Source organism: Neorhizobium sp. BETTINA12A (assembly GCF_023006485.1).
GTDB lineage: Bacteria > Pseudomonadota > Alphaproteobacteria > Rhizobiales > Rhizobiaceae > Neorhizobium.
The window spans coordinates 1-26,196 of record NZ_JALBGW010000017.1 but is presented as its reverse complement, the minus strand read 5'-3'; the positions used below and the strand labels follow the sequence as shown (position 1 = coordinate 26,196).

The window sequence follows — 26,196 nt, the reverse complement described above, 5'->3', positions numbered from 1 at the left end:
CTACCCGAGCTTCGAGGCGATCAGTGCCGCAAGGCGCTCTGCCACCTCGTCCTTGTCAAGCTCGGGCCATTCGTCGACGCCTTTGGCGCTGATGATCTTCACCCGGTTGCGGGTGCCGCCCATGATGCCGGTTTCCGGCGACACGTCGTTGGCAACGATCAGGTCGGCGCCCTTGCGCTCCAGCTTCGAGCGGCCGTTCTTTTCGACGTCCTGGGTCTCGGCGGCAAAGCCGACCACCAGCTTCGGCCGCTTTTCGTGATGACCCACGGTCTTCAGGATGTCCGGGTTTTCGGTCAGCAACAGGGGAGGCGGGGCCTCGCCCGGCTGCTTCTTGATCTTCTGGCCGGCCGACGAGGCGACGCGCCAGTCGGCGACCGCCGCCACCATGACGGCGATATCGGCCGGCAGCCGGGAAATCACCGCTTCCAGCATTTCCTCGGCGCGTTCCACATGTACGGTCTTCACGCCGACAGGATCAGGTATGGTGACCGGTCCGGAGACGAGTGTCACATCCGCGCCGAGCTTTGCGAGTGCCGCGGCGATCGCATGGCCCTGGCGGCCGGAGGAGCGGTTGGCGATATAACGCACCGGGTCGATCGGCTCGTGCGTCGGGCCGGATGTGACGATCGCCTTTTTGCCGGTCAGCGGTTTCGGTGCGCCGTCCAGCAGTTTGACCGCTGCCGCGACGATTTCCAGCGGCTCGGCCATGCGGCCGGTGCCGCTCTCGTTGCTTTCGGCCATCTCACCGGCCATAGGGCCTATGAAATGGATACCATCTGCCGTCAGCGTTTCAACATTGCGCCTGGTCGCGGGCGCTGCCCACATCTTCGGGTTCATGGCGGGTGCGACCAGGACCGGGCGGTCGGTGGCAAGCAGCACGGCGCTCGCCAGATCGTCGGCCAGGCCATGCGCCATCTTGGCCATCAGGTCGGCGCTGGCGGGTGCGACGATCACAAGATCGTTGTCGCGGGCGAGCCTGATATGGCCGACATCCTGCTCGTCCTCGCGGGAAAACAGATCGATATAGACGTGGCTGGCGGATAACGCGCCGACCGCGAGCGATGTGATGAATTCCTGGGCCGCCTTGGTCATGATCGGACGAACCGATGCGCCCCGCTCGCGAAGCCGGCGGATGAGATCGAGGCTTTTATAGGCCGCGATGCCGCCGGAGATGATCAGAAGAATACGCTTGCCGGAGAGTTCCATGCCGTTACCCGATACCAGAATGGCCGGAAGCTAAGCTTTCGGTCGCCAAGTTGCAATTGCCTTCCCCATTTGACGGCGTCACGGAACAGTTGCAGCCGATGGGAGTTCAACGGCAAAGGAGAGCCGTCATGAAAAAGAAGATCGTTCCGAAGAAGGTCGCGGGGTTCAAGGTGCCGAAATCCGTGCGCAAGTCGTCACTGCTGCGCAACATGCTGGCAAGCCGCACCGGTCGGCAGATGCTGGCGAGAGCCCTCGTCGCAGGCGCCAATGCCGCCGCCGCCGTCCTGACTGACGAGCGGGCCGATGTCCGCAAGCCCGGCAAGATAAGCGGCCGCAGACGCGCCCTTGCCGCAAGCGTGGCAGGCGAGGCGATCGAGAGCGCGACGGCAGCAGCGATCGACGTCGTCACCAGTCCGACGCGCGCTCTCTTCAAGGCGAACGCCAAAGCGAAGGAAGGCCGGATTTTCCCGGAACCGGTCACGCACTGACGCGAAGGCGGTTTGGACATCTTGCGCTAGATTCTGGACTGCACTACTCCTGTTTGCGGCCGGATGCGGCCAGCCGCCCGCGGCGCCTCAAGCGCTAAGGTGAACGCATCCACCGCCTCTCATCCTTTGCCAATCCGGCCAGCGATGACGAACGGATCAGCAATGCGGGCGCTGATTGATGGACCTGACCGGTCTTTGTTCGTCTGTTGAAAGGATGATGAGATGCGCGATTTCCGCGATGCAAAACTGATGGCGAAAAGCCTGCGCGAGGCGCTTGCCGAACGTAAGGTCGAGCTGACGCATAGCCAGGCCCTGGAACTGGTCGCAGCGCAGTTCGGCTACGACAACTGGAATATCCTTGCTGCAAAGATTGGCGCGGCAGAACCGCAGCAGAGGAAGCCGGATGCGGTGTCGATCCAGCCGGCGATCCCGATCTTCCGGATATTCTCCGTCGATAAGGCGATGGAATTCTACCGCGATTTCTTAGGCTTTACCGTGGACTGGGAGCATCGCTTCGGCGAAAACTTCCCGCCTTATTGCCAGATCTCGCGAAGCGGCATGCTGATGCACCTTTCCGAGCATGCAGGCGATGCGTCGCCGGCAGCAAGGGTCTTCGTGCCGATGACGGGTGCGCGCGCCTTTCATCAGGAGCTGATCGGCAAGAACTACCCCTATATGAAGCCGGGGCTGGAACAGGCGGATTGGGGTCTGGAAGTGACGGTCACCGACCCGTTTAGCAACCGCATCACCTTCTGCGAGCGGGAGATCAAGCCCCAAGCCTGACCTAGCCTCTCGAGGCCCGACGGGACGCTAGATCTTCTTCCTGGCGGTCGCGAGCGGCTCGGTCGTCAGCTTGAAATCCGTCATTTCCTTCGGCGTCAGATAATAGAGCCGGTCCGGCGGCGTTTCGAGCGCATGGATCCAGAGGCCCGCGCCAATTCCCATCTGGTCGAGATGCCGTGCGACCCGCGCGGTGGTCGCCTGCGCGGCGGACATCGCCTGTTCCGCCGAAGGCCGGTCCTTGGCTCCGTTGAACACCTGGTGCACGCCGATCACTGCATCCTTTTCCGCCAATCGCCCGACGCCGCCGGCAAATACGATCGGGCAGGACGAAGCGCAGAGCGCTTTCGACGCTACCTTCGTGTCGAGCTTCCTGTCGCGGATCAGCTTCGACATGGCAAGCGCATCCTCCACCGAGCCGCCGGGGGAGTTGAGCGTCACCGTCTTCACATATTCTCCGCGGGTCTCGATCTCCTTGGAGAAGCGGGCGGCGGCGCCCCGGTCGATCGTCCCTTCGGCGAGCAGCACGCCGCCTGTGGTGAGCTCGAAGGTGATCGGCTTGCGCAGCACTTCCTTGGGGCTGGCGGGCTGCACCGGCGGTGCTGCGGGCACGCCTTCGGTCAGCGCCGGCGGCAGCACGGGCTGGTCCTCGTGCATCGGATCGAAGCCGGGCAAGGCGGCGTTCATCACCGTCATGTCGCGAATATCGACGACGAGGAACACCGCCGCGGCCGAGAGCAGCATGTAGAAGGCGGCGCGCATCAGCACGCCTTCGTCGAGTTTGCTGATCGCCTCACCGATCCTCATGCGTCCGGTCCCGGCTGCGCGACTTGAGGTCGATGGCGGTGATGTTGTTCGGCTCGGTCTCCGGCGACGATTCCGGATTTGCCGTTGGTGTTTCGCTCTTCGCGTCTGCTTTGGAAACGGCCTGTTCGACAGTGACGCCGCCGGCGGTAACGGCTCGCTGCACTTCCAGCGCCCTGAGAAGCTCGGCAGCCGTGATCCGTTCGGCGAAGGGCAGGTTTTCTTCCTGGCGGCGGATAGCGCCATGCACGACGGCCAGGATGAACACCATCACGCCAGGCAGCAGGTCGATGGAAATAGCGCCGGCCCAGGCGGGAATGAAATCCTGCGCATAATTCAGCACGGCTTCGGCGGAAGACATCGGCACGAAACGACGCTCCTGCACCGGCGGCCGGGCGAGGATTTCGTCGGCAGCCTTGGCAAGCGCCTTGGATTGCGCGGTGACCGAGGTGCGGACGGTGTCCATCACCTGGTTTTGCCGGTTGACGAGATCGGCAGCGCCGCCATCCGGAACCGGCGCGATGAAGCCGAGCGACAGGTCGTCCGCCGCGCGACGGATCGACGGTGCGATCGAGGTCTGCGCGAGCGAGGTGATGACGCCGGTCAGCGCCACGGCTTCGGTGAAAAACTGGTCGGCGCGCGGCTCGATCGTGCCCGGCGCGGAAACCAGCGAACGCATTGTCTCAAGCCGTTTCTGGCCCTGGGCGAAGAGGCCGTCCACCTGCTCGCGCGAGGCATCGATGTTGGCTGTAAGCGACTTCATCTGCGCCGACATCTGGCTGAGAAGCTGCACGACGCTCCCCGATCCGGTCGTGCCGGTGAGCGAACCGGACTGGCGCTCGACCCCCGCGAGCTGGGCGAAACGTTCGGACGCGCGCTGGATATCCGGCAGCAGGTTTTGGGCCGCGAGTGCGTTCTGGTGGGCGCGGTCGAGATCCGCGGTATAGTCCTCGACCGTCTCGGAAAGATGCTGCTCCACGGCAGCGGAACCGGCAAGCGCCGCCGCATTCAGCCAGCTCGACATGGCAAGGATCATCGCAGCACCGACCGCCATGACGCCGAGCATGGCGGTGCGGCCGCCACGGCTCGTCACATGCGGGTAGAACCGGGCCATATAGGACCAGAAGGCATAGATGCCGACCGAGACCGAGGCGGAGTAGATGACCGCTGCAAAGAACACGGCCGTCGGCGACCCGTCGAGAATGCTGCGTGCCCCGAGATAGGTATAGACGCCGGAGGCGAGCGCCAGCACGGCGAGCGCGAAACGGGTCATCGTCTCGACGGCCGCGACGCCGTCATGCAAGCGTTGAGTTGCGCCTAGCGCCATGAACTGTCTCCGAAAGGCGAATTCCAAAAGGAATGTATTCCTTAACAGAGGATGAGAACTCGGCGGAATAAAGGCCGCTTTGGAGTTACACTATGGCGAAAACCCTTGTGGAGCAGGGTTTTTGCATCACTACGTGGCCCGGCAAAGCTCAGCTGAGCGTGAAGGCAATATAAAGCAGCGACAGCGCGATGATCCACAGCGCGACGCGTCCCGAACGATTGTGTCGCGCCTCCGACTTGCCGATGGCCTCTGTGGTCTCAGGATCGAAGCGCAGGCCGTGCTCGCTCATATAGACGAGTTCCTGGTGTAGCGTCTCCGTCTTGGCGGCGATCTCCGGCAGGGCTTCGGCGAGCTTGACGGCGGCTTTCACCCCGTCGCGCAGGTCCGAGACGATGCGTTTCGGCCCGAGATTGTCGCGGATCCATTGGCCGACGACCGGTTCTGAAGCCTTCCACATGTTGAAGCGCGGATCGAGCATGCGCGACACGCCCTCGACCACGACCATGGTCTTCTGCAGCAGGATCAGTTCGGTGCGGGTCTGCATCTCGAACAGGTCGGTCACCTCGAAGAGCAGCGCCAGGAGCCGCGCCATCGAGATCGTTTCGGCCGGCTGGCCGTGGATCGGTTCGCCGATTGCGCGGATCGCCTGGGCGAAGCTCGCCACGTCGTGATGGGCGGGTACATAGCCCGCTTCGAAATGCACTTCCGCGACGCGCAGATAGTCGCGGGTGATGAAGCCGTAGAGGATTTCGGCGAGGAAGCGACGCTCTTTTTTGCCCAATCGCCCGACAATGCCCATGTCGACGGCGACGACCGTGCCGGCGGTGTCGACGAACAGATTGCCGGGATGCATGTCCGCATGGAAAAAGCCGTCCCGCAGCGTGTGGCGCAGGAAGGACTGGATCAGCACCTCGGCGAGCTTTTCGAGATTGTGGCCGGCGGCGCGAAGAGCCGCAACATCCGACATCTTGACGCCGTCGATCCATTCCATGGTGATAACGTCGCGGCCGGTGCGTTCCCAGTCGACCAACGGCACTCGGAACCCGGGATCCTCCTTGGTATTCTCGGCAATCTCCGAAAGCGCCGCGGCCTCCAGACGCAGGTCCATTTCCACCTTGGTGGTCTGTTCGAGCGTCCGCGTCACCTCGATGGGCCTTAAGCGCCGGCTGGAGCGCATGAAGCGTTCCTGCATACGCGCCAGGAGATACATGCTTTCGATGTCATGGGCGAAGCGCTGGCGCACGCCCGGGCGCACCACCTTGATGGCCACTTTCCTGTCATTGACGACGCCGGGATGGACCTGGGCGATCGAGGCCGCGGCGATCGGTTCGTCGAAGGAAGAATAGAGATCGCCGATCGTTCGGCCGAGCGATGCCTCGACCGCCGCTTTCGCAATCGCGGTCGGGAAGAAGGCCATCCGGTCCTGCAGCATGGCGAGATCGACGGCCCAGTCGACGCCCACCACATCCGGACGGGTCGCAAGGAACTGGCCAATCTTGACATAGGAAGGCCCCAACCGGTCGACGGCTCGGGTCAGGCGCTCGCTGCGCGCCTGCGTTTTGGAGCGGAACCGCGCCAGGGGCTCCACCAGAGCCTTGATGAGGCCGACGGAGGGCGGCATGTCCTGGGTCGGCAGTGCCGATACCACGCCCTCGCGCACCAGAACCCAGCCGACGCGGGCAAGCCGGAAATAAGCGCCGATCGTGCTCATGCGTTCAGAGTTTCCAGCCGGAATGCAGCGCCGCGATGCCGCCGGTATAATTGGTGTAGGTGACGCGCGAAAAACCCGCATTGCGGATCATCGCGGCGAAATTCTCCTGGTTCGGAAATTTCCGGATCGATTCCACCAGATATTGATAGGGCTCCGCCTCGCCGGTGATCATCTTTCCGAAGCGCGGGATCGCCTTGAACGACCATTCCTCGTAGAAGCGCTCGAGAAGCGGCATCTCGACTTCTGAAAATTCCAGCACCAGCAGCCGTCCGCCGCGCTTCAGCACGCGATAGGCCTCCTTCAGAGCCACGTCGATATGCGGCACGTTGCGGATGCCGAAGGCGATCGTGTAGGCGTCGAAGGAGTTAGCCTCGAAGGGCAGGGACTCAGCGTTGGCCTCGACGAAGGCGAGGTTTTCGGAAAGACGTTTCTTCTCAGCGCGCTCGGCCCCGACAGCCAGCATCGAGCCGTTGATGTCGAGCACGGTCACATGCGCCTTGCGGTCGGAAGCCTCCACGATGCGGAAAGCGATATCGCCCGTGCCGCCTGCCACGTCCAGGGTTTTATAGCCGACGTCCTTTCTCGGATTGAGCGAGGCGATCAGCGCATCCTTCCAGACACGGTGCATGCCGGCCGACATCACGTCGTTCATCACGTCGTAGCGTTTGGCGACCTTATGGAAGACGTCGTTGACGAGACCCTGCTTCTCGCCGTCGGCGACCTTGCGGAAGCCATAGGACGTTTCCATCCCGCCGTCGGCGCTGGTACGAGCTTCAGTCATCGGTGAACTCCTAACGTCTCTCTTCTGGTCGGCGACCATAGCGAAATCGCTCATCCCACGCTATCTGTGGCGCGTGTCATTACATGGGTGCGACATCCGGTCCGGTCTATAGACCAGGCGCGATGTCGTTGAAACAGGAAGTTAGTCAATCATGCCCGAATTGCCAGAGGTGGAAACCGTCCGGCGCGGTCTCGCCCCGGCAATGGAAGGTGCGGTGATCGCCAGGCTGGAGCTCAACCGTCCGGACCTGCGCTTTCCGCTTCCGGAGAATTTCGCCAATGCCGTCAACGAACGCCGCATCGTCTCGCTCGGCAGGCGCGCCAAATACCTGCTGATCGACCTGGAGGACGATCTCACCGTGATCAGCCATCTCGGCATGTCGGGATCGTTTCGGATCGAGAACGATGCGCTCGCCGAGTTCCACCATCCGCGTTCGAAAGATCAGAAACACGATCATGTCGTCTTCCATCTGAGACAGAATGAAGGCCTGCTGCGCGTCATCTATAATGACCCGCGCCGCTTCGGCTTCATGCAGCTGTGGAAGCGCAGCGAGCTCGATCTTTATCCGGCCTTTGCCGAGCTCGGGCCGGAGCCGACCGGCAACGCGCTCGATGCGGACTATCTGGCGGCAAGGTTGGCGGGCAAGAGCCAGCCGCTCAAGGGCGCGCTCCTCGACCAGACGGTGATCGCTGGCCTCGGCAATATCTATGTCTGCGAGGCGCTGTGGCGCGCGCATCTGTCGCCGAAACGCGCGGCCGGCAGTGTCGTTACCAAGACCGGCAGGCCGAACAAGGAGCTGGTCCTCCTCAATCAGTCGATCCGCGACGTCATCGCCGATGCGATCGCCGCCGGAGGTTCGTCGCTGCGGGACCATATCCAGACGGATGGTTCTCTCGGTTATTTCCAGCACTCCTTCTCCGTCTACGACCGGGAAGGCGGCGCTTGCCGCACGCCGGGCTGCGGCGGTACCGTCGCGCGCATCACCCAGGCGGGCCGCTCCACATTCTATTGCCCGGCCTGCCAAAAATAACCGCCGCCAAAAATAACCGCTGCCCAGAGACACAGAGCAGAAGAGGAGACATTCGATGAGCTATGAAACCCTGTTGACCGAAACCCGGGGCGCCGTCGCGCTCATCACCCTCAATCGGCCGAAGGCGCTGAACGCTCTGAATTCGACCGTCATGGCCGAATTGACGGAGGCGCTTTTCGCATTCGGCAAGGACGAGGCGATCGGCGCAATTGTGCTCACCGGCTCGGAAAAGGCCTTTGCCGCCGGCGCCGATATCAAGGAAATGCAGGGCATCGATTTCGTCGAAGCGTATGTGAACGACTTCATCTCCGGCTGGGAGGCAATCGCCGCGACCCGCAAGCCGATGATTGCCGCCGTCTCCGGTTTTGCGCTCGGCGGTGGTTGTGAGCTCGCCATGATGTGCGATTTCATCATCGCCTCGGAAACCGCGAAGTTCGGCCAGCCGGAGATCACGCTCGGCGTCATTCCCGGCATGGGCGGTTCGCAGCGACTGACCCGAGCGGTCGGCAAGGCGAAGGCGATGGACATGGTGATGACCGGCCGGATGATGGACGTGGCGGAAGCGGAGCGGGCAGGGCTCGTGTCGCGCATCGTTTCGCCGGAGCGGTTGATCGACGAGGCAGTCGAGGCGGCCGCAAAGATCGCCTCCTTCCCGCGCGCCGCGGTGCTGATGGCAAAGGAGGCCGTCAACCGTTCCTTCGAGGGCACGCTTGCCGAAGGGCTGCGTTTCGAACGGCGGCTTTTCCATTCCTTGTTTGCGACCGCCGACCAGAAGGAAGGCATGGCGGCCTTCGTGGAAAAGCGCAAGCCGCAGTTCTCCAACCGATAAATCGTGCAACAGCGGATGGTCATCCACCAAAATGCGCGTTGACTGGGGCGGGTATTCCGGTTATATGCCCGCCCACAGTTGGGAAAGCCTGATCATGGCTTCCTCTATTGCTCCCGAATTGCTGGATTGATGGTCGCAAGGACCGGCGCGGCAACGGCGGAGTTTGGTTCGAATTCGTAGAGAGGCATGAAATGGCCAATACAACTTCGGCGAAAAAAGCGACCCGCAAGATCGCTCGCCGTACTGCAGTCAACAAGTCCCGCCGCTCGCGCGTTCGCGGCTTCATCCGTAAAGTCGAGGAAGCCATCGCTTCCGGCGATGTGGCCGTTGCTGCCGAAGCCCTCAAGGCTGCCCAGCCGGAAATCCAGCGCGCCGCCACCAAGGGCGTGCTTCACAGCAACACGGCATCCCGCAAGGTGTCCCGTCTTGCTGCACGTGTGAAGGCCCTTTCGGCCTAATTAATTTCACAAACTGTATCATAATGAAGCCTGGTCGTTCCGACTGGGCTTTTTGTGATTCTCTCAGGCCTCCTTATATTTATCCGGCTCATTAACAATTTCGTGTCATCGGCGTGACAGAAAATAGACTTAAATATCAAATGCTTACTGGAGGTCTATGAGTCTGTAGGTGACTTTGGGGGCCATCAAATGCCCTCGGATCGAGTCAAGAACATTTTTATTTTTTCTGTGAACAATCGTTCAGAATGTATGTCCTTTTTGAATCCCATTGATTCAACAGCGATTCTCCATGAATGCCTCTGTGACATTCAAATCACGCTCGCGGAGTCAACGCCCGGCTCTTAATTTTGCGTAAAATTCATCATTGATCTTGGCATTTGATCCTGCCTAAATGCCCTTCAGCAAGGGGCGCGGGGATTACTTCAGAGGCTGCCGATAACCGTCAAAGTGAAGGACGGGAAGCAGGCTTTTGCCCTTTGCAACGGGGATAAATTCTCCCGTTTTCCTGATAACCATCGGTTGTGGTCCGGAAATTGGCATTTCCGGAAGCGGTCGGTCTTTGTCAATGCGAATCCGGGTCCTGTATCCGGACCAAGGAGGTGGAAGAGTTCGGACGGCTCATGATGAGGATGAGAGCGTTCGTATATGTGGGGTGGCTCCTGCAAGCGCAGACCGTTCACGAGGCGGGCTGGGCGGGACTTTTGATCGGCTGCGAGGACGAGAGAGAGTTTTAAAAAAAGGGGACGGGCGGCGACGGTTCTCAATGATTGGGAATGGTTTTGCTATGCCTTGAAACGATGTTTGTTCTGGCGGCGTTAACGAGAACCGCCAGGCTACTAGATTTGGAAGGCGGCGAATTATGCATATGAATACTATATCGGCCCGTGCAGGTAATGGGGACCACGCACGGCAAGGATTTGATTCAAGTTGCTCCCAGGCGGCAGGGGAAACGACGGAGATGAAGCATAATGCTCTTTTTGAGCGGTTTAGCACGCGTTTGAAGGCACAGGTCGGCCAGGATGTTTATGCGAGCTGGTTCGGACGCCTGAAGCTGCATTCCGTTTCGAAGAGCGTTGTTCGGCTCACGGTTCCGACCACTTTTCTGAAATCCTGGATCAACAATCGCTACCTCGATCAGATCACCACCATATTCCAGGCGGAAGACGCGGAGATCCTGAAGGTGGAAATCCTGGTGCGCAGCGCAAGCCGCAACACCAAGGTACTTGTGGCAGGTGAAGAGCGCACTCTTGCGCCGGAGCCCGTCGTCGCAACCTCCTTCCCGCGCTCTCAGGCTCCCCGCGAGATCGGCAAGATTGCCGCTTTCCCGTCGCCGTCGGCTTCTCCTGCCCGTTCGGCCCACGTTCCAGGCCCGCTGTTCGGCTCACCGCTCGATAGCCGCTTTACCTTTGATACGTTCGTGGAAGGTCCGTCGAACCGGGTAGCGCTTGCTGCCGCCAAGACGATCGCCGAAGCTGGCGCCAGCGCGGTCCGTTTCAATCCGCTGTTCATTCATTCCGGCGTCGGCCTTGGCAAGACGCATCTTCTGCAGGCGATCGCCAATGCGGCGGTCGGCAGCGAGCGCATGCCGCGGGTCGTCTACCTGACGGCGGAATATTTCATGTGGCGTTTCGCGACCGCGATCCGTGACAATGATGCACTGACGCTAAAGGACTCGCTTCGCAATATCGATCTGCTGATCATCGACGACATGCAGTTCCTGCAGGGCAAGATGATCCAGAACGAGTTCTGCCATCTCCTGAACATGCTGCTCGACAGCGCCAAGCAGGTGGTGGTTGCCGCCGACCGTGCGCCCTGGGAGCTGGAATCGCTCGATCCGCGCGTTCGTTCACGTCTGCAGGGTGGTGTGGCGATCGAAGTCGAAGCGCCGGATTACGAGATGCGTCTCGAAATGATCAAGGGCCGCCTGGCGACTGCCCGCCAGGACGATCCGTCGCTGGATATCCCGGCGGAAATCCTCAGCCACGTGGCGAGAAATGTCACCGCCAGCGGTCGCGAACTGGAAGGCGCGTTCAATCAGCTCCTGTTCCGCCGTTCCTTCGAGCCCTCCCTTTCGATCGAGCGTGTCGATGAACTGCTCGCCCATTTGGTGGGTGCCGGCGAGGCCAAGCGCGTCCGCATCGAGGACATCCAGCGCATCGTCGCCCGCCATTATAATGTGTCGCGCCAGGAACTGGTCTCGAACCGCCGCACCCGCGTCATCGTCAAGCCGCGCCAGATCGCCATGTATCTGTCGAAGACGCTGACGCCGCGCTCCTTCCCGGAGATCGGGCGTCGTTTCGGCGGCAGGGACCACACGACCGTCCTGCATGCCGTCCGCAAGATCGAGGAGCTGATTTCGGGTGACACGAAGCTCAGCCACGAGGTAGAACTGCTGAAACGGCTGATCAACGAGAACAACGCTTAAAATCCATGTTTCTGCTTTCTGTTGCAATGATCTGGGCCGTGGCGTGCATAACGCCAGGGCCCAACACGCTTCTGGTCATGCGTTATGCGCTGACCGCGCCGCGTCGCGTGCCGATTCTCGCGGCAATGGGGACCATTACAGGCACGTTCTGCTGGGGTCTTGCCGGGTGGCTGGGGATCAACGTCCTCTTCCAGGCGGCACCTTTCGCCTATGTGGCGTTGAAGATCGTCGGCGGACTTTATCTTGTCTGGCTCGGATTGAAGATATTCCTGGATGCGCGAAAGTCGCGCCAGTCGGCTGATATAGCGGCGGCGCGTATCGACGTGCCGCTCAAGACCGCCTATCGCATGGGCCTGGTGACTAATCTTGCCAATCCGAAATCGGCGCTGTTCGTTGCCAGCCTTTTTGCCGCGACCATGCCGGTCGGAACGCCCTTCCTCTATGGCTTGGCGGCGATCGCGGTCATGGTCACCGTTTCGACCATCTATTATTCTTTTCTCGTCGCGCTGATCACTCACCGGACGGTGGCCGCAGCCTATCTGAAGGCAAAGAAGAAGATCGATCTGGGCGTCGGCATGGTTTTTGTCGGCTTTGGCACCAAGCTGCTGATGTCGCAGCGCTGAGGATCACGAATGGCCATGGAAAAGGATCCGACGGCGAGCTTCTACAGCGAAAACGCGGTGGCTTACGCGGAGAGCTCCGCACCAAATACACGCCGCCTCGATAGCTTCCTGTCGAAACTTGTGCCTGGCGCTGCCATCCTCGAACTCGGCTGCGGCAGCGGGCGGGATAGCGCGGCCATGATCGCGCGGGGTTTCGACGTCACGCCCACCGATGGCACGCCGGAGATGGCGCAGGAAGCCGCCAAACATCTGGGCAGGCCGGTTAGCGTGCTCCGTTTCGGGGATATCGACGCGGTCTCGGCTTTCGATGGCATATGGGCCAATGCCTGCCTGCTGCATGCACCACGGGCGGAACTCGGCGGCATCCTCGGCCGCATCCACGAGGCCTTGCGCCCCGGCGGCGTCTTCTATGCGAGTTTCAAGGCTGGCGAAGCCGAGGGGCATGACGGCCTCGGGCGTTATTACAATTACCCGTCCAAGGCCTGGCTAAGTGCGGCCTACGGGGCTTTCGCCTGGACATCCGTCGATATCGATGAGGTACAGGGCAGCGGCTACGACAAGAAGCCGACCGACTGGCTGCATGTCCTGGCGGTAAAAGCTTAAGCGCCGGGTTTTCAGCAGGCGAGATCGGCCACGACAGCGTCGAGGATCAGCATACCGGACGGCGTGCAGCGCAGCCGCGAGTTGCCGATCCGCTCGATGAAGCCATATTCCAGCAACCTTTCCTCGCGGATCGGGTCGGGGTCCCGGCCGGAAAGCTGCTGCCAGCGGGCGAGGTCGACGCCTTCCCGCAGGCGCAGGCCCATCAGCAGCAATTCGTCGGCCTGTTCTTCGAAGCCAAGGATTTCTTCGTCCAGCATCCCGTGGCCGACGCGTTCCACCTGTTCCAGCCAGGTTTCCGGACGACGTTCGGTGGAGGTCGCGATCTTGTTTCTGCCACGCATCAGCCGACCGTGGGCGCCGGGTCCGATGCCTGCATAGTCGCCGTAACGCCAATAGGTCAGGTTATGGCGGCTTTCAGCACCGGGGCGGGCGTGGTTGGAAACCTCGTAGGCTGGCATGCCGAACCCCTCGGTGATCTGTTGGGTCGCCTCGTAGAGGGCAGCCGACTGGTCGTCATCCGGCACGATCAGCTTGCCGGCCTTGTGCAGGCCATAGAAGGGCGTGCCTTCCTCGATGGTGAGCTGGTAGAGCGACAAATGGTCGACCGCGTAGGAAACCGCTTCCTTCAGCTCCGCTTCCCAGGCCTCGACCGTCTGTTTCGGCCGGGCATAGATGAGATCGAAGGACATGCGCGGAAAGATCTCCCGCGCCAGTTTGATGGCCTTCAGCGCATCGGCAACGTCATGCAGCCGACCGAGGAATTTGAGGTCCGGATCGTTGAGCGCCTGTACGCCGAGCGAGACGCGGTTGACCCCGGCAGCGCGATAGCCGCGGAAGCGGGTCGCCTCGACGCTGGAAGGGTTGGCCTCCATGGTGATCTCGATGCCGTCGGGCACATGCCAATGCCTGGCAATGCCGTCGAGGATCGCCGAGACCGTGGTGGGGTCCATCAGAGACGGCGTGCCGCCGCCGAGGAAAATACTGGTGACGGTTTTCGGCCCGCTCATCCGCCGCATCACTTCCATCTCCTTCAGGAAGGCGGCGGTGAAACGCGGCTGGTCCACGGGCTGATGGCGTACATGACTGTTGAAGTCGCAATAGGGGCACTTGGCCGCACAGAATGGCCAATGCACATAGACGCCAAAGCCCGGCTCGCCGGTATCGGGCAGAAGGGTGTCGCGCAGAAGAGGAGCGGCCGAGTTCAAAATGCCTCAAGCCTCCAGGCAGGTTTCGACGAAACGCTTGAAGGCGCGGGCGCGATGCGAAAGCGCTTCCGGTTCGCCAGGTTTCCAGCCGTGTTTCTGATCACTACTCATTTCACCGAAGGTAATATCATAGCCTTCTGGTTGGAAGACCGGGTCATAACCAAAACCCTGGGTGCCGCGCGGCGGCCACACTACGGCGCCTTCCACTTCGCCCCGGAACATTTCCGTGTGTCCGTCAGGCCATGCGAGACAGAGAACGCTGACAAAGCGGCAACCGCGTTGTTCCGGCTTGGTCGCGCCGCGTTCTTCGAGCGCCTTCTCGACCTTTTCCATCGCCATCTGAAAATCGCGGCTGCCATCCTCACGTTCCGCCCAGTTGGCGGTGTAGACACCCGGCGCGCCGTCGAGCGCGTCGATGACAATACCGGAATCGTCAGACAGTGCGGGCAGGCCGGAGGCCCTGGCGGAGGCGAGTGCCTTGATCGCGGCATTTTCCTCGAATGTCGTGCCCGTCTCGTCCGGCTCTTCGAATTGCAATTCGGCGGCGGATTTGGCCGAGAAACCGAAGGGGCCGATCAGTTCGGCGATTTCGCGGATCTTTCCGGCATTGTGGCTGGCGACCACGATCGTCTTGGTATCGAGCTTGCGCATGATAATTCCTATTCGATATTCCAGAGCCTGGGCTCTGCGCATTCCAGGCTGTTGCCGGCCGGATCGCGGAAATAGATTGAGCGGGCACCGTTCGGCCAGCGGAAATCGCTTTCGATGGCAATCCCTGCCTTGTTGAGCTTTTCCTTGATCAAGTCAATCGCGTCGCCCGTCATGCGAAAGCAGACATGTCCCGGTCCCGTCGCGCCATGTGGCGGTACGGGCAGCGCATCGGCGGGCGGTGGCTTGATCGTCTCAGCCGGATTGAAGATCAGCAGGATCCCCGGCCCACAACGGAAGAACACATGTCTGGTACCGGCGCGCAGCACCTTCTCAAGGCCGAGAATGCCGCCGTAGAACGCTTCGGCGGCATCGAGATCATCGGCGTAGAGCGCGGTTTCGAGAATGCCCTCAATCAAACCGCACCTCTTTCAGGTTCAGGCAATCGCCTGCTTCTGCATCGCCACCAGTTCCTGGGTGCCGTCCTGAGCGAGCGCCAGCAGCTTCAGGAACTCCTCCTGGCTGAAGGGCTTGCCTTCCGCCGTACCCTGCACCTCGACGATGCCGCCGGAACCGGTCATGACGAAATTGGCGTCCGTCTCGGCAGCCGAATCCTCGATATAGTCGAGGTCGATTACCGGCTGGCCGGCAAAGATGCCGCAGGAGATCGCCGCGACATGGTCCTTCAGCACCTTGTCGACCTTGGTCATCGAGCGGGCTTCCATCCACTTCAGGCAGTCGTAGAGCGCAATCCAGCCACCGGTGATCGAGGCGGTGCGCGTGCCGCCATCCGCCTGGATGACGTCGCAGTCGATGGTGATCTGCTTTTCGCCGAGTGCTTCGAGATCGATGACGGCGCGCAAGGACCGACCGATCAGGCGCTGGATTTCCTGGGTGCGGCCGCCCTGCTTGCCGCTGGCGGCTTCGCGCTTCATGCGGTCGCCGGTGGCGCGCGGCAGCATGCCGTATTCGGCCGTCACCCAGCCTTTGCCGCTGTTGCGCAGCCACGGCGGCGTCTTTTCTTCAAGACTCGCGGTGCAGAGCACATGCGTGTCGCCGAACTTCACGAGGCAGGAACCTTCCGCGTGCTTGGAGAAATTGCGCTCGAACGAGACCTTGCGCATCTGGTTCAACTGTCTGCCTGAAGGCCGCATGCTTCACTCCCTGGATTTCTGTTTCCGCCTTCTAAGGCCCCGGCCGAGCTTTTGCAAAGAAAAAGCCCTGATGAGTGTGCAAGCGAATGATCCTGGCTGGCGCAATTTTCCCTTTGGAGAAGGCGCGTCGAATGACTATATTTTGTCGAATGATCAACGGAACGGTGAAGGTCTAGATGGGATTTTCGGCATCGACGGGTAGGGACAGCGGCTCTGTGCTCGATGACCGTTCGCGCGAAATTTTCCGCCGCATCGTGGAAAGCTACCTGGAAAACGGTGAGCCACTCGGTTCCCGCAATCTTTCACGGCTGCTGCCCATCTCCTTGTCGCCGGCTTCGGTGCGCAATGTGATGAGCGATCTCGAGGAGCTCGGCCTCATCTATTCCCCGCATATCAGCGCCGGGCGCCTGCCGACCCAGTCGGGGCTCCGGTTTTTCGTTGACGCCTTCATGCAGGTCGGGGACCTGTCGGCCGAGGAACGTGCCAATATCGACCGGCAGATCCGCCCGGCCGACCGAGATCAGCCGATGGAAAGCCTGATGGCGGAGGCTAGCCGCATGTTGTCGGGGGTCTCGCGCGGCGCCGGCATCGTCATTACCACCAAGAGCGATCCGGTTCTCAAGCATGTCGAGTTCATCCGCCTGGAGCCGACCAAGGCGCTCGCCGTGCTGGTCGGCGATCACAACCAGGTCGAAAACCGCATCATCGAATTGCCCGCCGGCGTGACCTCGTCGCAGCTGACCGAGGCGGCGAATTTCCTCAATGCCCACCTGAGCGGCCAGACCCTGCCGGAACTGCGTGGCCAGTTGAAGACCCTCAAGGACCAAGTCCAGGGCGAGCTTTATGCGCTCTCGCAGGAACTGGTCGAGCGCGGTCTTGCGGTCTGGTCCGGCGACAGCGAGGAAGGAAAGCCGACCCAACTGATCGTCCGCGGCCGGGCCAATCTGCTCGAAGGCCTGGCGGATGTTGCCGATCTCGATCGTTTGCGGCTGCTTTTCGATGATCTCGAAAAGAAGGACAGTCTGATCGAGATTCTTGATCTCGCCGAAAAGGGGCCGGGCGTCCGGATCTTCATCGGCTCGGAAAACAAGCTGTTTTCGCTTTCCGGCTCGTCGCTCATCGTGGCGCCTTATCGCGACGGCGAGGACCGCATCGTCGGTGCCGTCGGTGTCATCGGGCCGACGCGGCTCAATTATTCCCGCATCGTGCCGATGGTGGATTACACCGCGCAGCTGCTTGCCAGGCTGTCGCGCTGAATTTTGCGGCCGGACCGGCCCAAGTTTCCCAGCAAGCCTTGATTTTTCCACCTTAAACCTCGATATCGGGCACAAATCCAAGCCCGTAAATCGAAGTCAAGAATAACCGGAGACCGTCATGACCGACGAAACCAACAAGAACGGACCTGACGCAACTGCCGCGGAGAACGCCGCGGAAGCCGTAGCATCTGCTCTTGAGGACGCGGCCAACCAGAAGAATGCCGAGGCGCCTGCCGCCGAACCTGATCCGCTGGAATTGCTGAAGGCCGAAAACAACGAGTTGCGCGACCGCTTCCTGCGGCTTGCCGCTGAGATGGATAACTTGCGCCGCCGCACCGAACGCGAAATCAAGGACGCTAAGTCCTATGCGGCGGCCGGCTTTGCACGCGACATGCTCGCCGTTTCGGACAACCTGCGCCGGGCGCTGGACGCCGTGCCGACCGAAATGCGCGCCACGGCAGATGCCTCGCTGACCACGCTCCTGGAGGGCGTCGAGATGACTGAACGCTCGATGCTGTCCGCTCTGGAGCGCCACGGCGTGAAGAAGATCGATCCTGAAGGCCAGAAGTTCGACCCGAACTTCCACCAGGCGATGTTCGAAATCCCGAACCCTGCTGTCCCGAACAATACCGTCGTCCAGGTCGTCCAGGCTGGTTTCACCATCGGTGAACGCGTGCTGCGGCCCGCTATGGTCGGTGTCGCAAAAGGTGGACCGAAGGCGGAAGCCTCTGCAGAAGCCGCCGGTGAGAAAAGCGCCTGAAGTCTTTGAGGAGCAGGCGATGAGCCTGCTTCTCATTCTAGGCCGGACACTCCCGTTGGTGTTTGCTCGTTGGACTGGCGATTGTTCCTGATCCGTTGAGTTTCCACGCATAATCCCCGCGGAATGCGGCTCAAAAACAAAACCGCCCGGCGCTTTGACAGCGGCCGGGCGGTTCGTTTCGTCCCCACGAATGCATATGCCGTCAGGCGGCGTGGTTGGCCTGCTCCTCGTTGAGGAATGCATAGATCGCCGAAGCGGAATCGGTTTTGCGCAGCTTGGCGACAAGGTCCTGGTCGCGCAACACGCGGGCAATACGCGACAGGGCCTTCAGGTGATCGGCGCCCGCGCCTTCGGGTGCCAGCAGCAGGAACACCAGATCGACCGGCTCGTCGTCGAGCGCTTCGAAATCGACCGGCGCTTCAAGGCGCGCGAAAATACCCTTGATCGACGAGATGCTGTTGAGCTTGCCGTGCGGGATGGCGATGCCGTGGCCGACGCCGGTGGAACCGAGCCGCTCGCGCTGCAGGATGATGTCGAAGATTTCTCGTTCGCTCACGCCCGTCAACTTGGAAGCCTTGGCCGCCAGCTCCTGCAATAGCTGCTTTTTGGAGTTTACCTTTAGGGCAGGAATAATCGCATCTTGCTGCAGCAAATCTGCCAATGCCATTCTCTTCATCCTTCGTGCCGCAAGAGCTTGTGCCCTAGGCGAAGGGGAGCGCCGTCTCCGACGCTCTCCCCAAGTTGTTAGTTCTTGATATTGGTGGAATCGATCCAGCCAATATTGCCGTCATTGCGGCGGTACACAATGTTCAGATGTTCCTTGCCGGGGCTACGGAACAGAAGAACAGGCTCGTCTGTCATATCAAGTGCCATGACGGCACTTGCGACCGTCATCGTCTTCAACTGCTTCGAACTTTCCGCGACGATGGTCGGCGCGAAATCCTCGGGCACTTCCTCCCCTTCATCCGGTACGCTGTCCATAACAGTGTAGGCAACTTCCGCATAACCATTCACATGGTTGCCGGCATGATGATCCTTGAGCCGCCGCTTGTAGCGGCGCAGACGTTTTTCGATCCGCTGTGCTGCGGCATCGAAACTGATCTGCGGATCATTCGCCTCGCCAGCCGCATGCAGGACGATCCCGGTATCGAGATGCACCTTGCAGTCGGCAGAAAAGCGCGAACCAGCCTTTTCCACGATGACTTGGCCTGAGTAGCCTCCGTCGAAGTATTTTGTAACCGCTTCTCCGATTTGGTCCTCGATCCTTTGACGGAACGAATCGCCAATTTCCATATGCTTACCGGATACACGCACACTCATGGAGTTCTTCCTTCTTGTCGTGACTTGCGTGTTCCAGTCTACGCCAAGCCGTCCCCGCATCCAAGCCGTTCACATGCGACTGGGCCAAATTGCTGCAATCGATGCCTGTCTGGATAATGGGATACGTTTCGTGCCATGCCCCGTGCAGTTGCGGCGGGCTTCTAGCGCCCGATGTTTTAAATGTCAACGGCAGCGGACCTTTGGATTTCTACGTAGGCCTGTGGAAACCCGGGTGTTTCGCCGGTATCTCAGAACGCCGCGACCCCCGCGATCGCGCGCTTTTCGCGACGGCGCTGGACGGAAGAAGGAATGTTCATCGCCTCGCGGTACTTCGCGACGGTCCGGCGCGCGAGCTCGACCCCGCCGCGTTTCAGGCTGACGACGATATCGTCATCGGAGAGCACCGTCTCAGGCGTTTCCTGGGCGATCAGCAGGCGAATCCGATGGCGCACGGCCTCCGCCGAATGGCTGTCGCCGCCCTCTTCGGCCGAGCCGATCGACACCGTGAAGAAATATTTGAGTTCGAACAGCCCCCGCGGCGTCAGCATGTATTTGTTGGAGGTTACGCGGCTGACCGTCGATTCATGCATCTTGATCGCTTCGGCGACGGTCTTGAGGTTGAGCGGGCGCAGGTGATCGACGCCGTGCATCAGGAAGGCATCCTGTTGCCGGACGATTTCGGCGGCCACCTTCATGATCGTCTTGGCCCGCTGGTCGAGGCTGCGCGTCAGCCAATTGGCATTCTGCATGCATTCGGAAAGGAAGTTGTGGTCGTCCCCGTTTTTCGGGCAGTGCTTGGACACCGTCTGGAAATAGCTGTGGTTTACTAGGACGCGCGGGAGGGTGTCCGGATTGAGCTCGACCATCCAGCTGCCGTCGGGCGCCGCGCGCACGACGATATCCGGCGAAATCGTCTCAGACATGCCGCGCTCGAAGCCGGCGCCGGGCTTCGGGTTGAGGCAGCGGATTTCTGCCAGCATGTCGATGAGGTCTTCGTCGTCGACGCCGCAGATCTTTCGAAGCGAGGCGAAGTCGCGTTTGCCCAGCAGATCCAGATGTCTGATCAGCGCATCCATGGCCGGGTCGAGCCGGTCTTTTTCCCGAAGCTGGATTGCCAGACATTCGCTGAGCGATCGCGCGAAGACGCCCGGCGGATCGAGCGTCTGCAGCGAGCGGAGGATGGCTTCTACATTCTCGGCGCTTTTGCCGAGGCGGGCGGCGATCTCCTCGATATCGCCGAGCATATAACCGGCCTCGTCCAGCTGATCGACGAGATGCCGGGCAATCAGGCGGTCGGCCGCATCGACGATCAGGAAGGGGATCTGCTGGTTCAGGTGATCGCGTAGCGTCACCTGGCCGGCGACGAAATCATCCAGGTCGTAGTCTTCGCCGGCATCGCCGCCCGGCATCGATTTCCATTGGCTGAGCAGTTCCGGGGCGTCGGCGCGCCGCGCCGGGCCATCGTCGGGGAAGACGTTTTCGAAGCCCGTGTCGAGCCCTTCGCCAAGCCTTTCGGCGCTGATGGAGGAGGACCCCTCGTACCAGCCGCTATCGACTTCGGCCACTGCCGAACTCTCGCGGCCTTCGGTCGGGTCAAAGTCGTCGGCGGTTTCGAAGCCTGTTTCCGCGTCGTTTTCGCTCTCGTTTGACGTAATTTCGAGCAGCGGGTTCTTTTCGACTTCCTGGGCGATGAACTGGTTGAGTTCGAAATGCGTCATCTGCAGCAGCTGGATGGATTGCATCAGCTGCGGCGTCATCACCAGCGATTGGGTTTGGCGTAGGAAAAGATTAGCGGATAAACCCATGGCGGACGCGAAACTCCCGTGCAATCCCCTTGAACCACCCGGTCATGGATGGCGGACGCTCGTTTTCGGCCAAGCCCCCACAAGGCCAAATTTGCATCTGGCACAAGAATTGCTTTTTTGAAAGATTTGGTCAAGCGCTGCAGTGCGGGAAAGTAAATTTCTTTGGCGCGCTGCAGCGACCGGAGCAGCGTCTAGAGGCTGAACTTGTCGCCGAGGTAGAGGCGGCGGACGTCCGGGTTGTTGACAATGTCGTCCGCCCGGCCGTGGGTCAGCACTTCGCCCGCATGGATGATGTAGGCCCGGTCGATCAGGCCCAAAGTCTCGCGGACGTTGTGGTCCGTTATCAGAACGCCAATCCCGCGTGCCGTCAAGTGGCGCACGAGGTTCTGGATGTCGGAAACCGAAATAGGGTCGACGCCCGCAAAAGGTTCGTCGAGCAGCATGAAAGCGGGGTCGGTCGCCAGCGCTCGGGCAATTTCAAGGCGCCGGCGCTCACCGCCGGAAAGCGCAACGGCCGCCGTTTTCCGAAGCTGGCTGATATGGAACTCTTCCAGCAGTTCGTCGAGCTTGCGTTCCCGCTTGTCCTTGTCGGGCTCGTGGACTTCCAGCACCGCCCGGATGTTTTCTTCGACGGTCAGGCCGCGGAAGATCGATGCTTCCTGCGGCAGATAACCTACGCCCAACCGGGCGCGGCGATACATCGGCATGCGGGTGACTTCGTTGCCGTTGATCGCAATCATGCCTTCGTCCACCGGCACCAGGCCGGTGATCATGTAGAAGCAGGTCGTTTTGCCCGCGCCGTTCGGCCCGAGCAGTCCGACGGCCTCGCCACGGCGCACGACCAGCGACACGCCGTTGACGACGCGACGCGTGTCGTAGGTCTTCGAAAGCCCATGCGCGACAAGCGTGCCCTCGTAGCGCGCTTTATCGCGTACGACGAAGGGTTCGGGCGCGGACGGCTTCCTTGCCGACAGACTGGTGATGAACGGTATTTTCACGTCAAATGTCTATTATTGCTTCGGTCGCGATTTCGGATCGAGCAGGATCTCGACGCGCCCGCCACAGGCGTCAAGCTTGGCCTGGCCGGTTTCCATCAGGACGGTGAGTTTGCAGCCCTTGAAGACGTTGGGACCTTCAGACAGCACGACCTGCTTGCCCGAAAGCACGAAGGTCTGGGATTTCATGTCGAACTCGCCCTTCTCGGCGGTCGCCTGCTGCGTTCCCGAGGTCAGGAATACTGTCTCGTCGAGGAATATCTTGTCGATATTGGCGTTGCCCGAGGTCACCGAGCCACCTTCACCCGTATAAAGAACCGTCATCTTGCCCGCCTTCATCGTGGTCGTGCCCTGCACGACCTGGACGTTGCCGGTAAAATAGGCCTTCTTTTCCTGCTCCTTGATCTCGAGTTGGTCACTCTGGATCTGGATCGGTTGGTCGCCGGAAAGCTTCAGGCCTTCCATCTGGCTGGTGGTCGTCTGGGCATGTGCGGTCGCTGCTAGACAGGAAATAAATCCTGCCGCGATCAGAACTGCGGCATTGCGTTTAAGAAGGCGGCGATTGATCATGACGGCCGGGCTCTACTTGCCTTGGTTGCGGATGGTGGCTGGATCGAGATGGACGCGAACCTGGCCTTTGAAGGTGATGGTATGTCCCTTATCCGTTATCTTTAAAGACTCTGCAACGATAGAGCCTTCTTTCATGGCGATATCGACGTGCTCGGGTGAATTCATCACACCAGCATTGATATCGAGATGGGCGGACTTGAAGCGGGCGGTGATCCCGTTGCTCAGATTGACATCGAACGGGGAGTTGAGATCGAGCATGTCCGTGCCGCGGTCGAAGTCGGCGCCGGTCGCGATGACCCTCGCGATAACGTCGTCGTTGACCGGTACGGCGGCCTTGACGTCCTCGAGCGTGATCATATTCGAGTTCTTGATATCCTGCAGCGCACGGCTGGCGGTCATCGAGTAGCTGATGCCGTCCTTGTTGCGGCCAGAGATCGCCGGTCGTTCCATGACTATCTTGCCGTTTTCGATCCGCGCGTTTTCAATCGAAAGGTTTTCCGGCAGGTAGGCGCGGACGATTGAGATAGCGATGAAGGCGGCCGAAATCACGCCGGCCAGGATCGGCAGCAATATCTTGAGTTTACGCACGAGCGAGGAATGCGCCAGCGCCGCCTGGTAAGCACCCGCGCGCGGCTCCAGCGCCGCAGTAAAGCCTGCCGTTTTTCGAATATGCTGCAGCATGAGTGCCGGGTTGTTCCTTCTAGCTCGTCTCCATGCCCATCTCGGCAATGCCGATGGAACCGGTAGGAGCTTTGCTTTGTCCGCCAATATGGTTTTTATTCAATCAACAAACAATAATGGGCAACATAAAAACGTGATGTGAGCCGCTGCAAAACGCGCTAGAGAGCCTATTTAGCAACGACGGTTCGTCTCGAAGGGTGATTTATGGATCAAATGGCAATCGCGGACCGGCGCTCCCTGCGCCGCAAGCTGAGTTTCTGGCGGGTCGTTGCCCTTGTTTTCCTGGTCGGCATCGGTTTTGCGCTCTATCGTGCCGTTGCCGGCGAGAGCGGCGGATCCGCCTTGCCTCATGTCGCCCGCATCGAAATCTCCGGTTTGATCACCGATGACAAGGAATTGCTGGAGCGCCTCGCCAAGATTGCCGAAAGCAGCCAGGCCAAGGCGTTGATCGTCTCGATTTCCTCGCCGGGCGGGACGACCTATGGCGGCGAACGCATCTTCAAGGCGATCCGCAAGGTTTCCGAAAAGAAGCCGGTCGTTTCCGATATCCGCACGCTGGCCGCATCTGCCGGCTATATGATTGCCACCGCCGGCGACCAGATCGTCGCGGGCGAAAGCTCGATCACCGGTTCGATCGGCGTGATCTTCCAATATCCGCAGGTCGATGAGGTGATGAAGAAGGTCGGCGTCTCTCTAGAGGAGATCAAGTCGGCGCCGCTGAAGGCCGAGCCGTCGCCCTTCCATCCCGCGAGCGAGGAAGCCAAAACGATGATCCGCAGCATGGTGATGGACAGCTACGCCTGGTTCGTCGATCTCGTTGCCGATCGCCGCAAGATGCCGCGCGACGAGGTGCTGAAGCTCGCGGATGGCACCATCTTCACCGGTCGCCAGGCACTCAACGTCAAGCTGGTCGACAAGCTTGGCGGCGAGGAGGACATCCGCGACTATCTGGAATCACGGGGCATCTCGAAGGACCTGCCGATCGTGGACTGGAAGGAGCGCAAATCTTCCTCGTCCTTCTGGCTCGCGAGCGCCATCAGCGAGGTGTTGAACCTCTCCGGTCTCGGCCAGGCAATCACTCCCGACGTCCTTCGCATCTTCGGCGCCGACAAGTTGTTTCTTGACGGTCTTGTCTCCGTTTGGCAGGTTGGGCGCGGTTAAAAATCTAAACTTTTCAGGGGGCAACCGTGATCAAGTCAGAACTGGTGCAGATCGTTGCGGCTCGCAATCCGCATCTCTACCACCGCGACGTCGAGAACATCGTCAATGCCGTGCTCGACGAGATCACAGATGCCCTGGCAGGCGGAAATCGTGTCGAACTGCGAGGCTTCGGCGCGTTTTCGGTGAAGAATCGTCCCTCACGGTCCGGTCGCAACCCGCGCACCGGTGAGAGCGTGTTTGTCGAGGAGAAATGGGTTCCGTTCTTCAAGACAGGCAAGGAATTGCGCGAGCGCCTGAATCCGGGTCTCGACGACGAAGAGGATTGATCCTTCGGGCGCGGCTTTCGCCGCCCTTGAAACCCCACAAAGCGCGCCTATTCTGCAACAGATGCTGGTAAAACAGCAGACAGTCTGCTGCCGGAGATTCAGATGGATAAGTTCAAAAGGATCGTCTCGCTCGTGGTCTTCGTGCCGCTCGGCATCGTGCTGATCGTGCTCGCAGTCGCGAATCGCCAGATGGTCACCCTGGCGCTCAACCCCTTCCGGCCTGAAGACGGCATGTTGGCGGTCAGCGCACCCTTCTTTCTATTTCTGTTCCTGGCCTTGCTGATCGGCATGTTCATCGGCTCGTTCGTGACCTGGTGGAGCCAGGGCAAACATCGCAAACAGGCTCGCGTCGAAGCACGCGAAGCGGTCCGATGGCAGAACGAGCACAAGGCTGCCGTTGCTGGACGGCCGGCCTCGGCGCAACTTCCTTCGAAATGAATTCAGGCAAGGTAAATTAGGCTTGCGCGGCTTTGGCTACGACGGCCTTGTTGAAATCCGCGAAAAACTGGCCGGCGAGCTTCTGCGATGTCGAATCGATCAGTCGCGAGCCGAGCTGCGCGATCTTGCCACCCACCTGAGCTTTGGTGGAGTAACGAAGCAGCGTGTCGCTGCCGTCGTCGACCAGCGTGACAGTGGCGGAACCCTTGGCGAAACCTGCGATGCCGCCCTTGCCTTCGCCTGAGATCGTGTAGCTTTCCGGCGGGTTGATGTCGGAGAGGGTCACCTCGCCGGAAAAGCTCGCCGAGACCGGACCGACCTTCAGCTTGACGGTTGCCGAAAGCTCGGTTGGAGACTTCTGTTCGAGCGTCTGGCAACCGGGGATGCACTGGCGAAGGATTTCCGGATCGTTCAACGCCGCCCAGACCACTTCGCGAGGTGCTGCAATACGTTCTTCGCCGCCCATATCCATGTGATGATCCTCCGTCCACCGTTGCTAGACTTATTGCAAGGGCGATGATCTTTGCCAAGGGGGACAAAAGGCGGACACGCCGGGGCCTCAATAAAACACGCCGCCATAGGCTCCCCGGCTTTGAAGAATGGCCGGCAAATGCTATCTGCTGCCCAGGTCTCAAAAATCCAAGCGGATGAACGTATTGAAGAACAAGGAAAGGCGGCCGGGTGAAAAAGCCCGGAGCGAGGCCGGCAACAGGTCCTCCCGCGGGTACGCCGCCGCAAAACCAGCGGCAGTCAAGCAGGTCCCGCGGCTGCAGGAAAGGGCCGCGAAACCCGCGCCGGCCGCAGCACCGGCG

General features: G+C 60.7%; 29 protein-coding genes and 1 pseudogene. 14 read left to right on the top strand and 16 right to left on the bottom strand.

The window, feature by feature from the left end; translation table 11 throughout:
* Entirely contained in the window at window positions 1-1,206 is a 1,206-nt protein-coding gene (gene coaBC / locus MOV61_RS07525) for a bifunctional phosphopantothenoylcysteine decarboxylase/phosphopantothenate--cysteine ligase CoaBC (RefSeq protein WP_247136133.1), read from the bottom strand.
* Between the two features lie 128 nt (window positions 1,207-1,334).
* Here coaBC and MOV61_RS07520 point away from each other — a divergent pair, with 128 nt between their 5' ends.
* Together MOV61_RS07520 and MOV61_RS07515 are read left to right on the top strand one after the other, a co-directional pair.
* Window positions 1,335-1,694 carry a hypothetical protein gene (locus MOV61_RS07520; protein ID WP_247136132.1) on the top strand — a complete coding sequence of 120 codons (360 nt, stop codon included), beginning with the start codon at window positions 1,335-1,337 and terminating at the stop codon, window positions 1,692-1,694.
* 222 nt (window positions 1,695-1,916) lie between these two features.
* A complete protein-coding gene (locus MOV61_RS07515) occupies window positions 1,917-2,477 on the top strand; it encodes a glyoxalase superfamily protein (RefSeq protein ID WP_247136131.1) in 561 nt (186 codons plus the stop codon).
* Window positions 2,478-2,504: 27 nt separating this feature from the next.
* Here the strand turns inward: MOV61_RS07515 and MOV61_RS07510 are convergent, their stop codons facing one another.
* The 4 genes from MOV61_RS07510 to ubiE form a co-directional block, all read right to left on the bottom strand.
* Window positions 2,505-3,281 carry a hypothetical protein gene (locus tag MOV61_RS07510; protein ID WP_247136130.1) on the bottom strand — a complete coding sequence of 259 codons (777 nt, stop codon included), beginning with the start codon at window positions 3,279-3,281 and terminating at the stop codon, window positions 2,505-2,507.
* Window positions 3,268-4,605, bottom strand: coding sequence for a hypothetical protein (locus MOV61_RS07505; RefSeq protein WP_247136129.1), 1,338 nt, complete (start codon window positions 4,603-4,605; stop codon window positions 3,268-3,270). The genes MOV61_RS07510 and MOV61_RS07505 overlap by 14 nt, the downstream gene beginning before the upstream one ends.
* A gap of 148 nt (window positions 4,606-4,753) precedes the next feature.
* Complete coding sequence (ubiB, locus tag MOV61_RS07500; protein ID WP_038548582.1) at window positions 4,754-6,316, bottom strand: 2-polyprenylphenol 6-hydroxylase; 1,563 nt, start codon at window positions 6,314-6,316, stop codon at window positions 4,754-4,756.
* A gap of 4 nt (window positions 6,317-6,320) precedes the next feature.
* Entirely contained in the window at window positions 6,321-7,097 is a 777-nt protein-coding gene (ubiE, locus tag MOV61_RS07495; RefSeq protein WP_046627918.1) for a bifunctional demethylmenaquinone methyltransferase/2-methoxy-6-polyprenyl-1,4-benzoquinol methylase UbiE, read from the bottom strand.
* Window positions 7,098-7,248: 151 nt separating this feature from the next.
* Between ubiE and mutM the strand changes: the two genes are divergently transcribed.
* The 6 genes from mutM to MOV61_RS07465 all read left to right on the top strand — a co-directional run bounded on the left by mutM (window position 7,249) and on the right by MOV61_RS07465 (window position 13,065).
* The gene (mutM, locus tag MOV61_RS07490; RefSeq protein ID WP_247136128.1) at window positions 7,249-8,127 is read left to right on the top strand and encodes a bifunctional DNA-formamidopyrimidine glycosylase/DNA-(apurinic or apyrimidinic site) lyase; all 879 of its coding nucleotides are present in this window, start codon (window positions 7,249-7,251) and stop codon (window positions 8,125-8,127) included.
* Between the two features lie 55 nt (window positions 8,128-8,182).
* Window positions 8,183-8,956, top strand: a complete 774-nt coding sequence (locus MOV61_RS07485) for an enoyl-CoA hydratase (protein WP_247136127.1) — start codon at window positions 8,183-8,185, stop codon at window positions 8,954-8,956.
* Window positions 8,957-9,147: 191 nt separating this feature from the next.
* Window positions 9,148-9,414 (top strand): 30S ribosomal protein S20, encoded by a 267-nt coding sequence (gene rpsT, locus MOV61_RS07480; protein ID WP_038548594.1) that lies wholly within the window; start codon window positions 9,148-9,150, stop codon window positions 9,412-9,414.
* Window positions 9,415-10,273: 859 nt separating this feature from the next.
* Window positions 10,274-11,839: a chromosomal replication initiator protein DnaA gene (dnaA, locus tag MOV61_RS07475; protein ID WP_151040492.1), complete on the top strand. Its 1,566-nt coding sequence runs from the start codon at window positions 10,274-10,276 to the stop codon at window positions 11,837-11,839.
* 38 nt (window positions 11,840-11,877) lie between these two features.
* Complete coding sequence (locus tag MOV61_RS07470) at window positions 11,878-12,462, top strand: LysE family translocator (RefSeq protein ID WP_244447463.1); 585 nt, start codon at window positions 11,878-11,880, stop codon at window positions 12,460-12,462.
* 9 nt (window positions 12,463-12,471) lie between these two features.
* A complete protein-coding gene (locus MOV61_RS07465; protein ID WP_247136126.1) occupies window positions 12,472-13,065 on the top strand; it encodes a bifunctional 2-polyprenyl-6-hydroxyphenol methylase/3-demethylubiquinol 3-O-methyltransferase UbiG in 594 nt (197 codons plus the stop codon).
* An 11-nt stretch (window positions 13,066-13,076) separates the two neighbouring features.
* Here MOV61_RS07465 and hemW read toward each other — a convergent pair whose 3' ends face one another.
* From hemW to rph, 4 genes are read right to left on the bottom strand one after another with little or no spacing between them, the layout of a single operon-like run.
* Window positions 13,077-14,270 carry a radical SAM family heme chaperone HemW gene (gene hemW / locus MOV61_RS07460; RefSeq protein WP_247136125.1) on the bottom strand — a complete coding sequence of 398 codons (1,194 nt, stop codon included), beginning with the start codon at window positions 14,268-14,270 and terminating at the stop codon, window positions 13,077-13,079.
* Between the two features lie 6 nt (window positions 14,271-14,276).
* Entirely contained in the window at window positions 14,277-14,921 is a 645-nt protein-coding gene (rdgB, locus tag MOV61_RS07455) for an RdgB/HAM1 family non-canonical purine NTP pyrophosphatase (RefSeq protein WP_247136124.1), read from the bottom strand.
* Between the two features lie 8 nt (window positions 14,922-14,929).
* Entirely contained in the window at window positions 14,930-15,337 is a 408-nt protein-coding gene (locus tag MOV61_RS07450; protein ID WP_038539097.1) for a VOC family protein, read from the bottom strand.
* 18 nt (window positions 15,338-15,355) lie between these two features.
* Window positions 15,356-16,072 carry a ribonuclease PH gene (rph, locus tag MOV61_RS07445; protein ID WP_038539100.1) on the bottom strand — a complete coding sequence of 239 codons (717 nt, stop codon included), beginning with the start codon at window positions 16,070-16,072 and terminating at the stop codon, window positions 15,356-15,358.
* A 176-nt stretch (window positions 16,073-16,248) separates the two neighbouring features.
* Between rph and hrcA the strand changes: the two genes are divergently transcribed.
* Both hrcA and grpE read left to right on the top strand, forming a co-directional pair.
* The gene (hrcA, locus tag MOV61_RS07440; protein ID WP_038539103.1) at window positions 16,249-17,328 is read left to right on the top strand and encodes a heat-inducible transcriptional repressor HrcA; all 1,080 of its coding nucleotides are present in this window, start codon (window positions 16,249-16,251) and stop codon (window positions 17,326-17,328) included.
* A 118-nt stretch (window positions 17,329-17,446) separates the two neighbouring features.
* Window positions 17,447-18,088 (top strand): nucleotide exchange factor GrpE, encoded by a 642-nt coding sequence (grpE, locus tag MOV61_RS07435; protein WP_038539107.1) that lies wholly within the window; start codon window positions 17,447-17,449, stop codon window positions 18,086-18,088.
* 202 nt (window positions 18,089-18,290) lie between these two features.
* On the opposite strand, the gene ptsN is transcribed toward grpE, so the two are convergent.
* The 6 genes from ptsN to lptC all read right to left on the bottom strand — a co-directional run bounded on the left by ptsN (window position 18,291) and on the right by lptC (window position 23,459).
* Window positions 18,291-18,755, bottom strand: a complete 465-nt coding sequence (ptsN, locus tag MOV61_RS07430) for a PTS IIA-like nitrogen regulatory protein PtsN (RefSeq protein ID WP_038539110.1) — start codon at window positions 18,753-18,755, stop codon at window positions 18,291-18,293.
* 77 nt (window positions 18,756-18,832) lie between these two features.
* Window positions 18,833-19,408, bottom strand: a complete 576-nt coding sequence (gene hpf, locus MOV61_RS07425) for a ribosome hibernation-promoting factor, HPF/YfiA family (RefSeq protein ID WP_038539113.1) — start codon at window positions 19,406-19,408, stop codon at window positions 18,833-18,835.
* 248 nt (window positions 19,409-19,656) lie between these two features.
* Window positions 19,657-21,213, bottom strand: a complete 1,557-nt coding sequence (gene rpoN / locus MOV61_RS07420) for an RNA polymerase factor sigma-54 (RefSeq protein WP_247136123.1) — start codon at window positions 21,211-21,213, stop codon at window positions 19,657-19,659.
* Between the two features lie 191 nt (window positions 21,214-21,404).
* Window positions 21,405-22,187, bottom strand: a complete 783-nt coding sequence (gene lptB / locus MOV61_RS07415) for an LPS export ABC transporter ATP-binding protein (protein WP_065814785.1) — start codon at window positions 22,185-22,187, stop codon at window positions 21,405-21,407.
* Window positions 22,188-22,223: 36 nt separating this feature from the next.
* Window positions 22,224-22,778: an LptA/OstA family protein gene (locus MOV61_RS07410; RefSeq protein ID WP_038539123.1), complete on the bottom strand. Its 555-nt coding sequence runs from the start codon at window positions 22,776-22,778 to the stop codon at window positions 22,224-22,226.
* 12 nt (window positions 22,779-22,790) lie between these two features.
* Window positions 22,791-23,459: an LPS export ABC transporter periplasmic protein LptC gene (gene lptC / locus MOV61_RS07405; protein ID WP_247136122.1), complete on the bottom strand. Its 669-nt coding sequence runs from the start codon at window positions 23,457-23,459 to the stop codon at window positions 22,791-22,793.
* A 204-nt stretch (window positions 23,460-23,663) separates the two neighbouring features.
* Here lptC and sppA point away from each other — a divergent pair, with 204 nt between their 5' ends.
* The 3 genes from sppA to MOV61_RS07390 all read left to right on the top strand — a co-directional run bounded on the left by sppA (window position 23,664) and on the right by MOV61_RS07390 (window position 25,384).
* On the top strand, window positions 23,664-24,620 hold the full coding sequence (gene sppA, locus MOV61_RS07400) for a signal peptide peptidase SppA (protein WP_247031535.1): 957 nt from the start codon (window positions 23,664-23,666) through the stop codon (window positions 24,618-24,620).
* 26 nt (window positions 24,621-24,646) lie between these two features.
* Entirely contained in the window at window positions 24,647-24,946 is a 300-nt protein-coding gene (locus MOV61_RS07395) for an integration host factor subunit beta (RefSeq protein WP_007759833.1), read from the top strand.
* A 102-nt stretch (window positions 24,947-25,048) separates the two neighbouring features.
* Window positions 25,049-25,384: a lipopolysaccharide assembly protein LapA domain-containing protein gene (locus tag MOV61_RS07390; RefSeq protein ID WP_038539136.1), complete on the top strand. Its 336-nt coding sequence runs from the start codon at window positions 25,049-25,051 to the stop codon at window positions 25,382-25,384.
* Window positions 25,385-25,400: 16 nt separating this feature from the next.
* Here the strand turns inward: MOV61_RS07390 and MOV61_RS07385 are convergent, their stop codons facing one another.
* Entirely contained in the window at window positions 25,401-25,856 is a 456-nt protein-coding gene (locus MOV61_RS07385) for a carbon monoxide dehydrogenase subunit G (protein ID WP_038539139.1), read from the bottom strand.
* A gap of 127 nt (window positions 25,857-25,983) precedes the next feature.
* Here MOV61_RS07385 and MOV61_RS07380 point away from each other — a divergent pair.
* A pseudogene (locus MOV61_RS07380) lies at window positions 25,984-26,196 on the top strand (hypothetical protein); the annotation flags it as partial.

Bases quoted from the DNA above. Each gene is read 5' to 3' on its own strand.
- coaBC (WP_247136133.1), bottom strand. From the start codon at position 1,206: ATGGAACTCTCCGGCAAGCGTATTCTTCTGATCATCTCCGGCGGCATC.
- MOV61_RS07520 (WP_247136132.1), top strand. From the start codon at position 1,335: ATGAAAAAGAAGATCGTTCCGAAGAAGGTCGCGGGGTTCAAGGTGCCG.
- MOV61_RS07515 (WP_247136131.1), top strand. From the start codon at position 1,917: ATGCGCGATTTCCGCGATGCAAAACTGATGGCGAAAAGCCTGCGCGAG.
- MOV61_RS07510 (WP_247136130.1), bottom strand. From the start codon at position 3,281: ATGAGGATCGGTGAGGCGATCAGCAAACTCGACGAAGGCGTGCTGATG.
- MOV61_RS07505 (WP_247136129.1), bottom strand. From the start codon at position 4,605: ATGGCGCTAGGCGCAACTCAACGCTTGCATGACGGCGTCGCGGCCGTC.
- ubiB (WP_038548582.1), bottom strand. From the start codon at position 6,316: ATGAGCACGATCGGCGCTTATTTCCGGCTTGCCCGCGTCGGCTGGGTT.
- ubiE (WP_046627918.1), bottom strand. From the start codon at position 7,097: ATGACTGAAGCTCGTACCAGCGCCGACGGCGGGATGGAAACGTCCTAT.
- mutM (WP_247136128.1), top strand. From the start codon at position 7,249: ATGCCCGAATTGCCAGAGGTGGAAACCGTCCGGCGCGGTCTCGCCCCG.
- MOV61_RS07485 (WP_247136127.1), top strand. From the start codon at position 8,183: ATGAGCTATGAAACCCTGTTGACCGAAACCCGGGGCGCCGTCGCGCTC.
- rpsT (WP_038548594.1), top strand. From the start codon at position 9,148: ATGGCCAATACAACTTCGGCGAAAAAAGCGACCCGCAAGATCGCTCGC.
- dnaA (WP_151040492.1), top strand. From the start codon at position 10,274: ATGCATATGAATACTATATCGGCCCGTGCAGGTAATGGGGACCACGCA.
- MOV61_RS07465 (WP_247136126.1), top strand. From the start codon at position 12,472: ATGGCCATGGAAAAGGATCCGACGGCGAGCTTCTACAGCGAAAACGCG.
- rdgB (WP_247136124.1), bottom strand. From the start codon at position 14,921: ATGCGCAAGCTCGATACCAAGACGATCGTGGTCGCCAGCCACAATGCC.
- rph (WP_038539100.1), bottom strand. From the start codon at position 16,072: ATGCGGCCTTCAGGCAGACAGTTGAACCAGATGCGCAAGGTCTCGTTC.
- hrcA (WP_038539103.1), top strand. From the start codon at position 16,249: ATGGGATTTTCGGCATCGACGGGTAGGGACAGCGGCTCTGTGCTCGAT.
- grpE (WP_038539107.1), top strand. From the start codon at position 17,447: ATGACCGACGAAACCAACAAGAACGGACCTGACGCAACTGCCGCGGAG.
- ptsN (WP_038539110.1), bottom strand. From the start codon at position 18,755: ATGGCATTGGCAGATTTGCTGCAGCAAGATGCGATTATTCCTGCCCTA.
- hpf (WP_038539113.1), bottom strand. From the start codon at position 19,408: ATGAGTGTGCGTGTATCCGGTAAGCATATGGAAATTGGCGATTCGTTC.
- rpoN (WP_247136123.1), bottom strand. From the start codon at position 21,213: ATGGGTTTATCCGCTAATCTTTTCCTACGCCAAACCCAATCGCTGGTG.
- MOV61_RS07410 (WP_038539123.1), bottom strand. From the start codon at position 22,778: ATGATCAATCGCCGCCTTCTTAAACGCAATGCCGCAGTTCTGATCGCG.
- lptC (WP_247136122.1), bottom strand. From the start codon at position 23,459: ATGCTGCAGCATATTCGAAAAACGGCAGGCTTTACTGCGGCGCTGGAG.
- sppA (WP_247031535.1), top strand. From the start codon at position 23,664: ATGGATCAAATGGCAATCGCGGACCGGCGCTCCCTGCGCCGCAAGCTG.
- MOV61_RS07390 (WP_038539136.1), top strand. From the start codon at position 25,049: ATGGATAAGTTCAAAAGGATCGTCTCGCTCGTGGTCTTCGTGCCGCTC.
- MOV61_RS07385 (WP_038539139.1), bottom strand. From the start codon at position 25,856: ATGGATATGGGCGGCGAAGAACGTATTGCAGCACCTCGCGAAGTGGTC.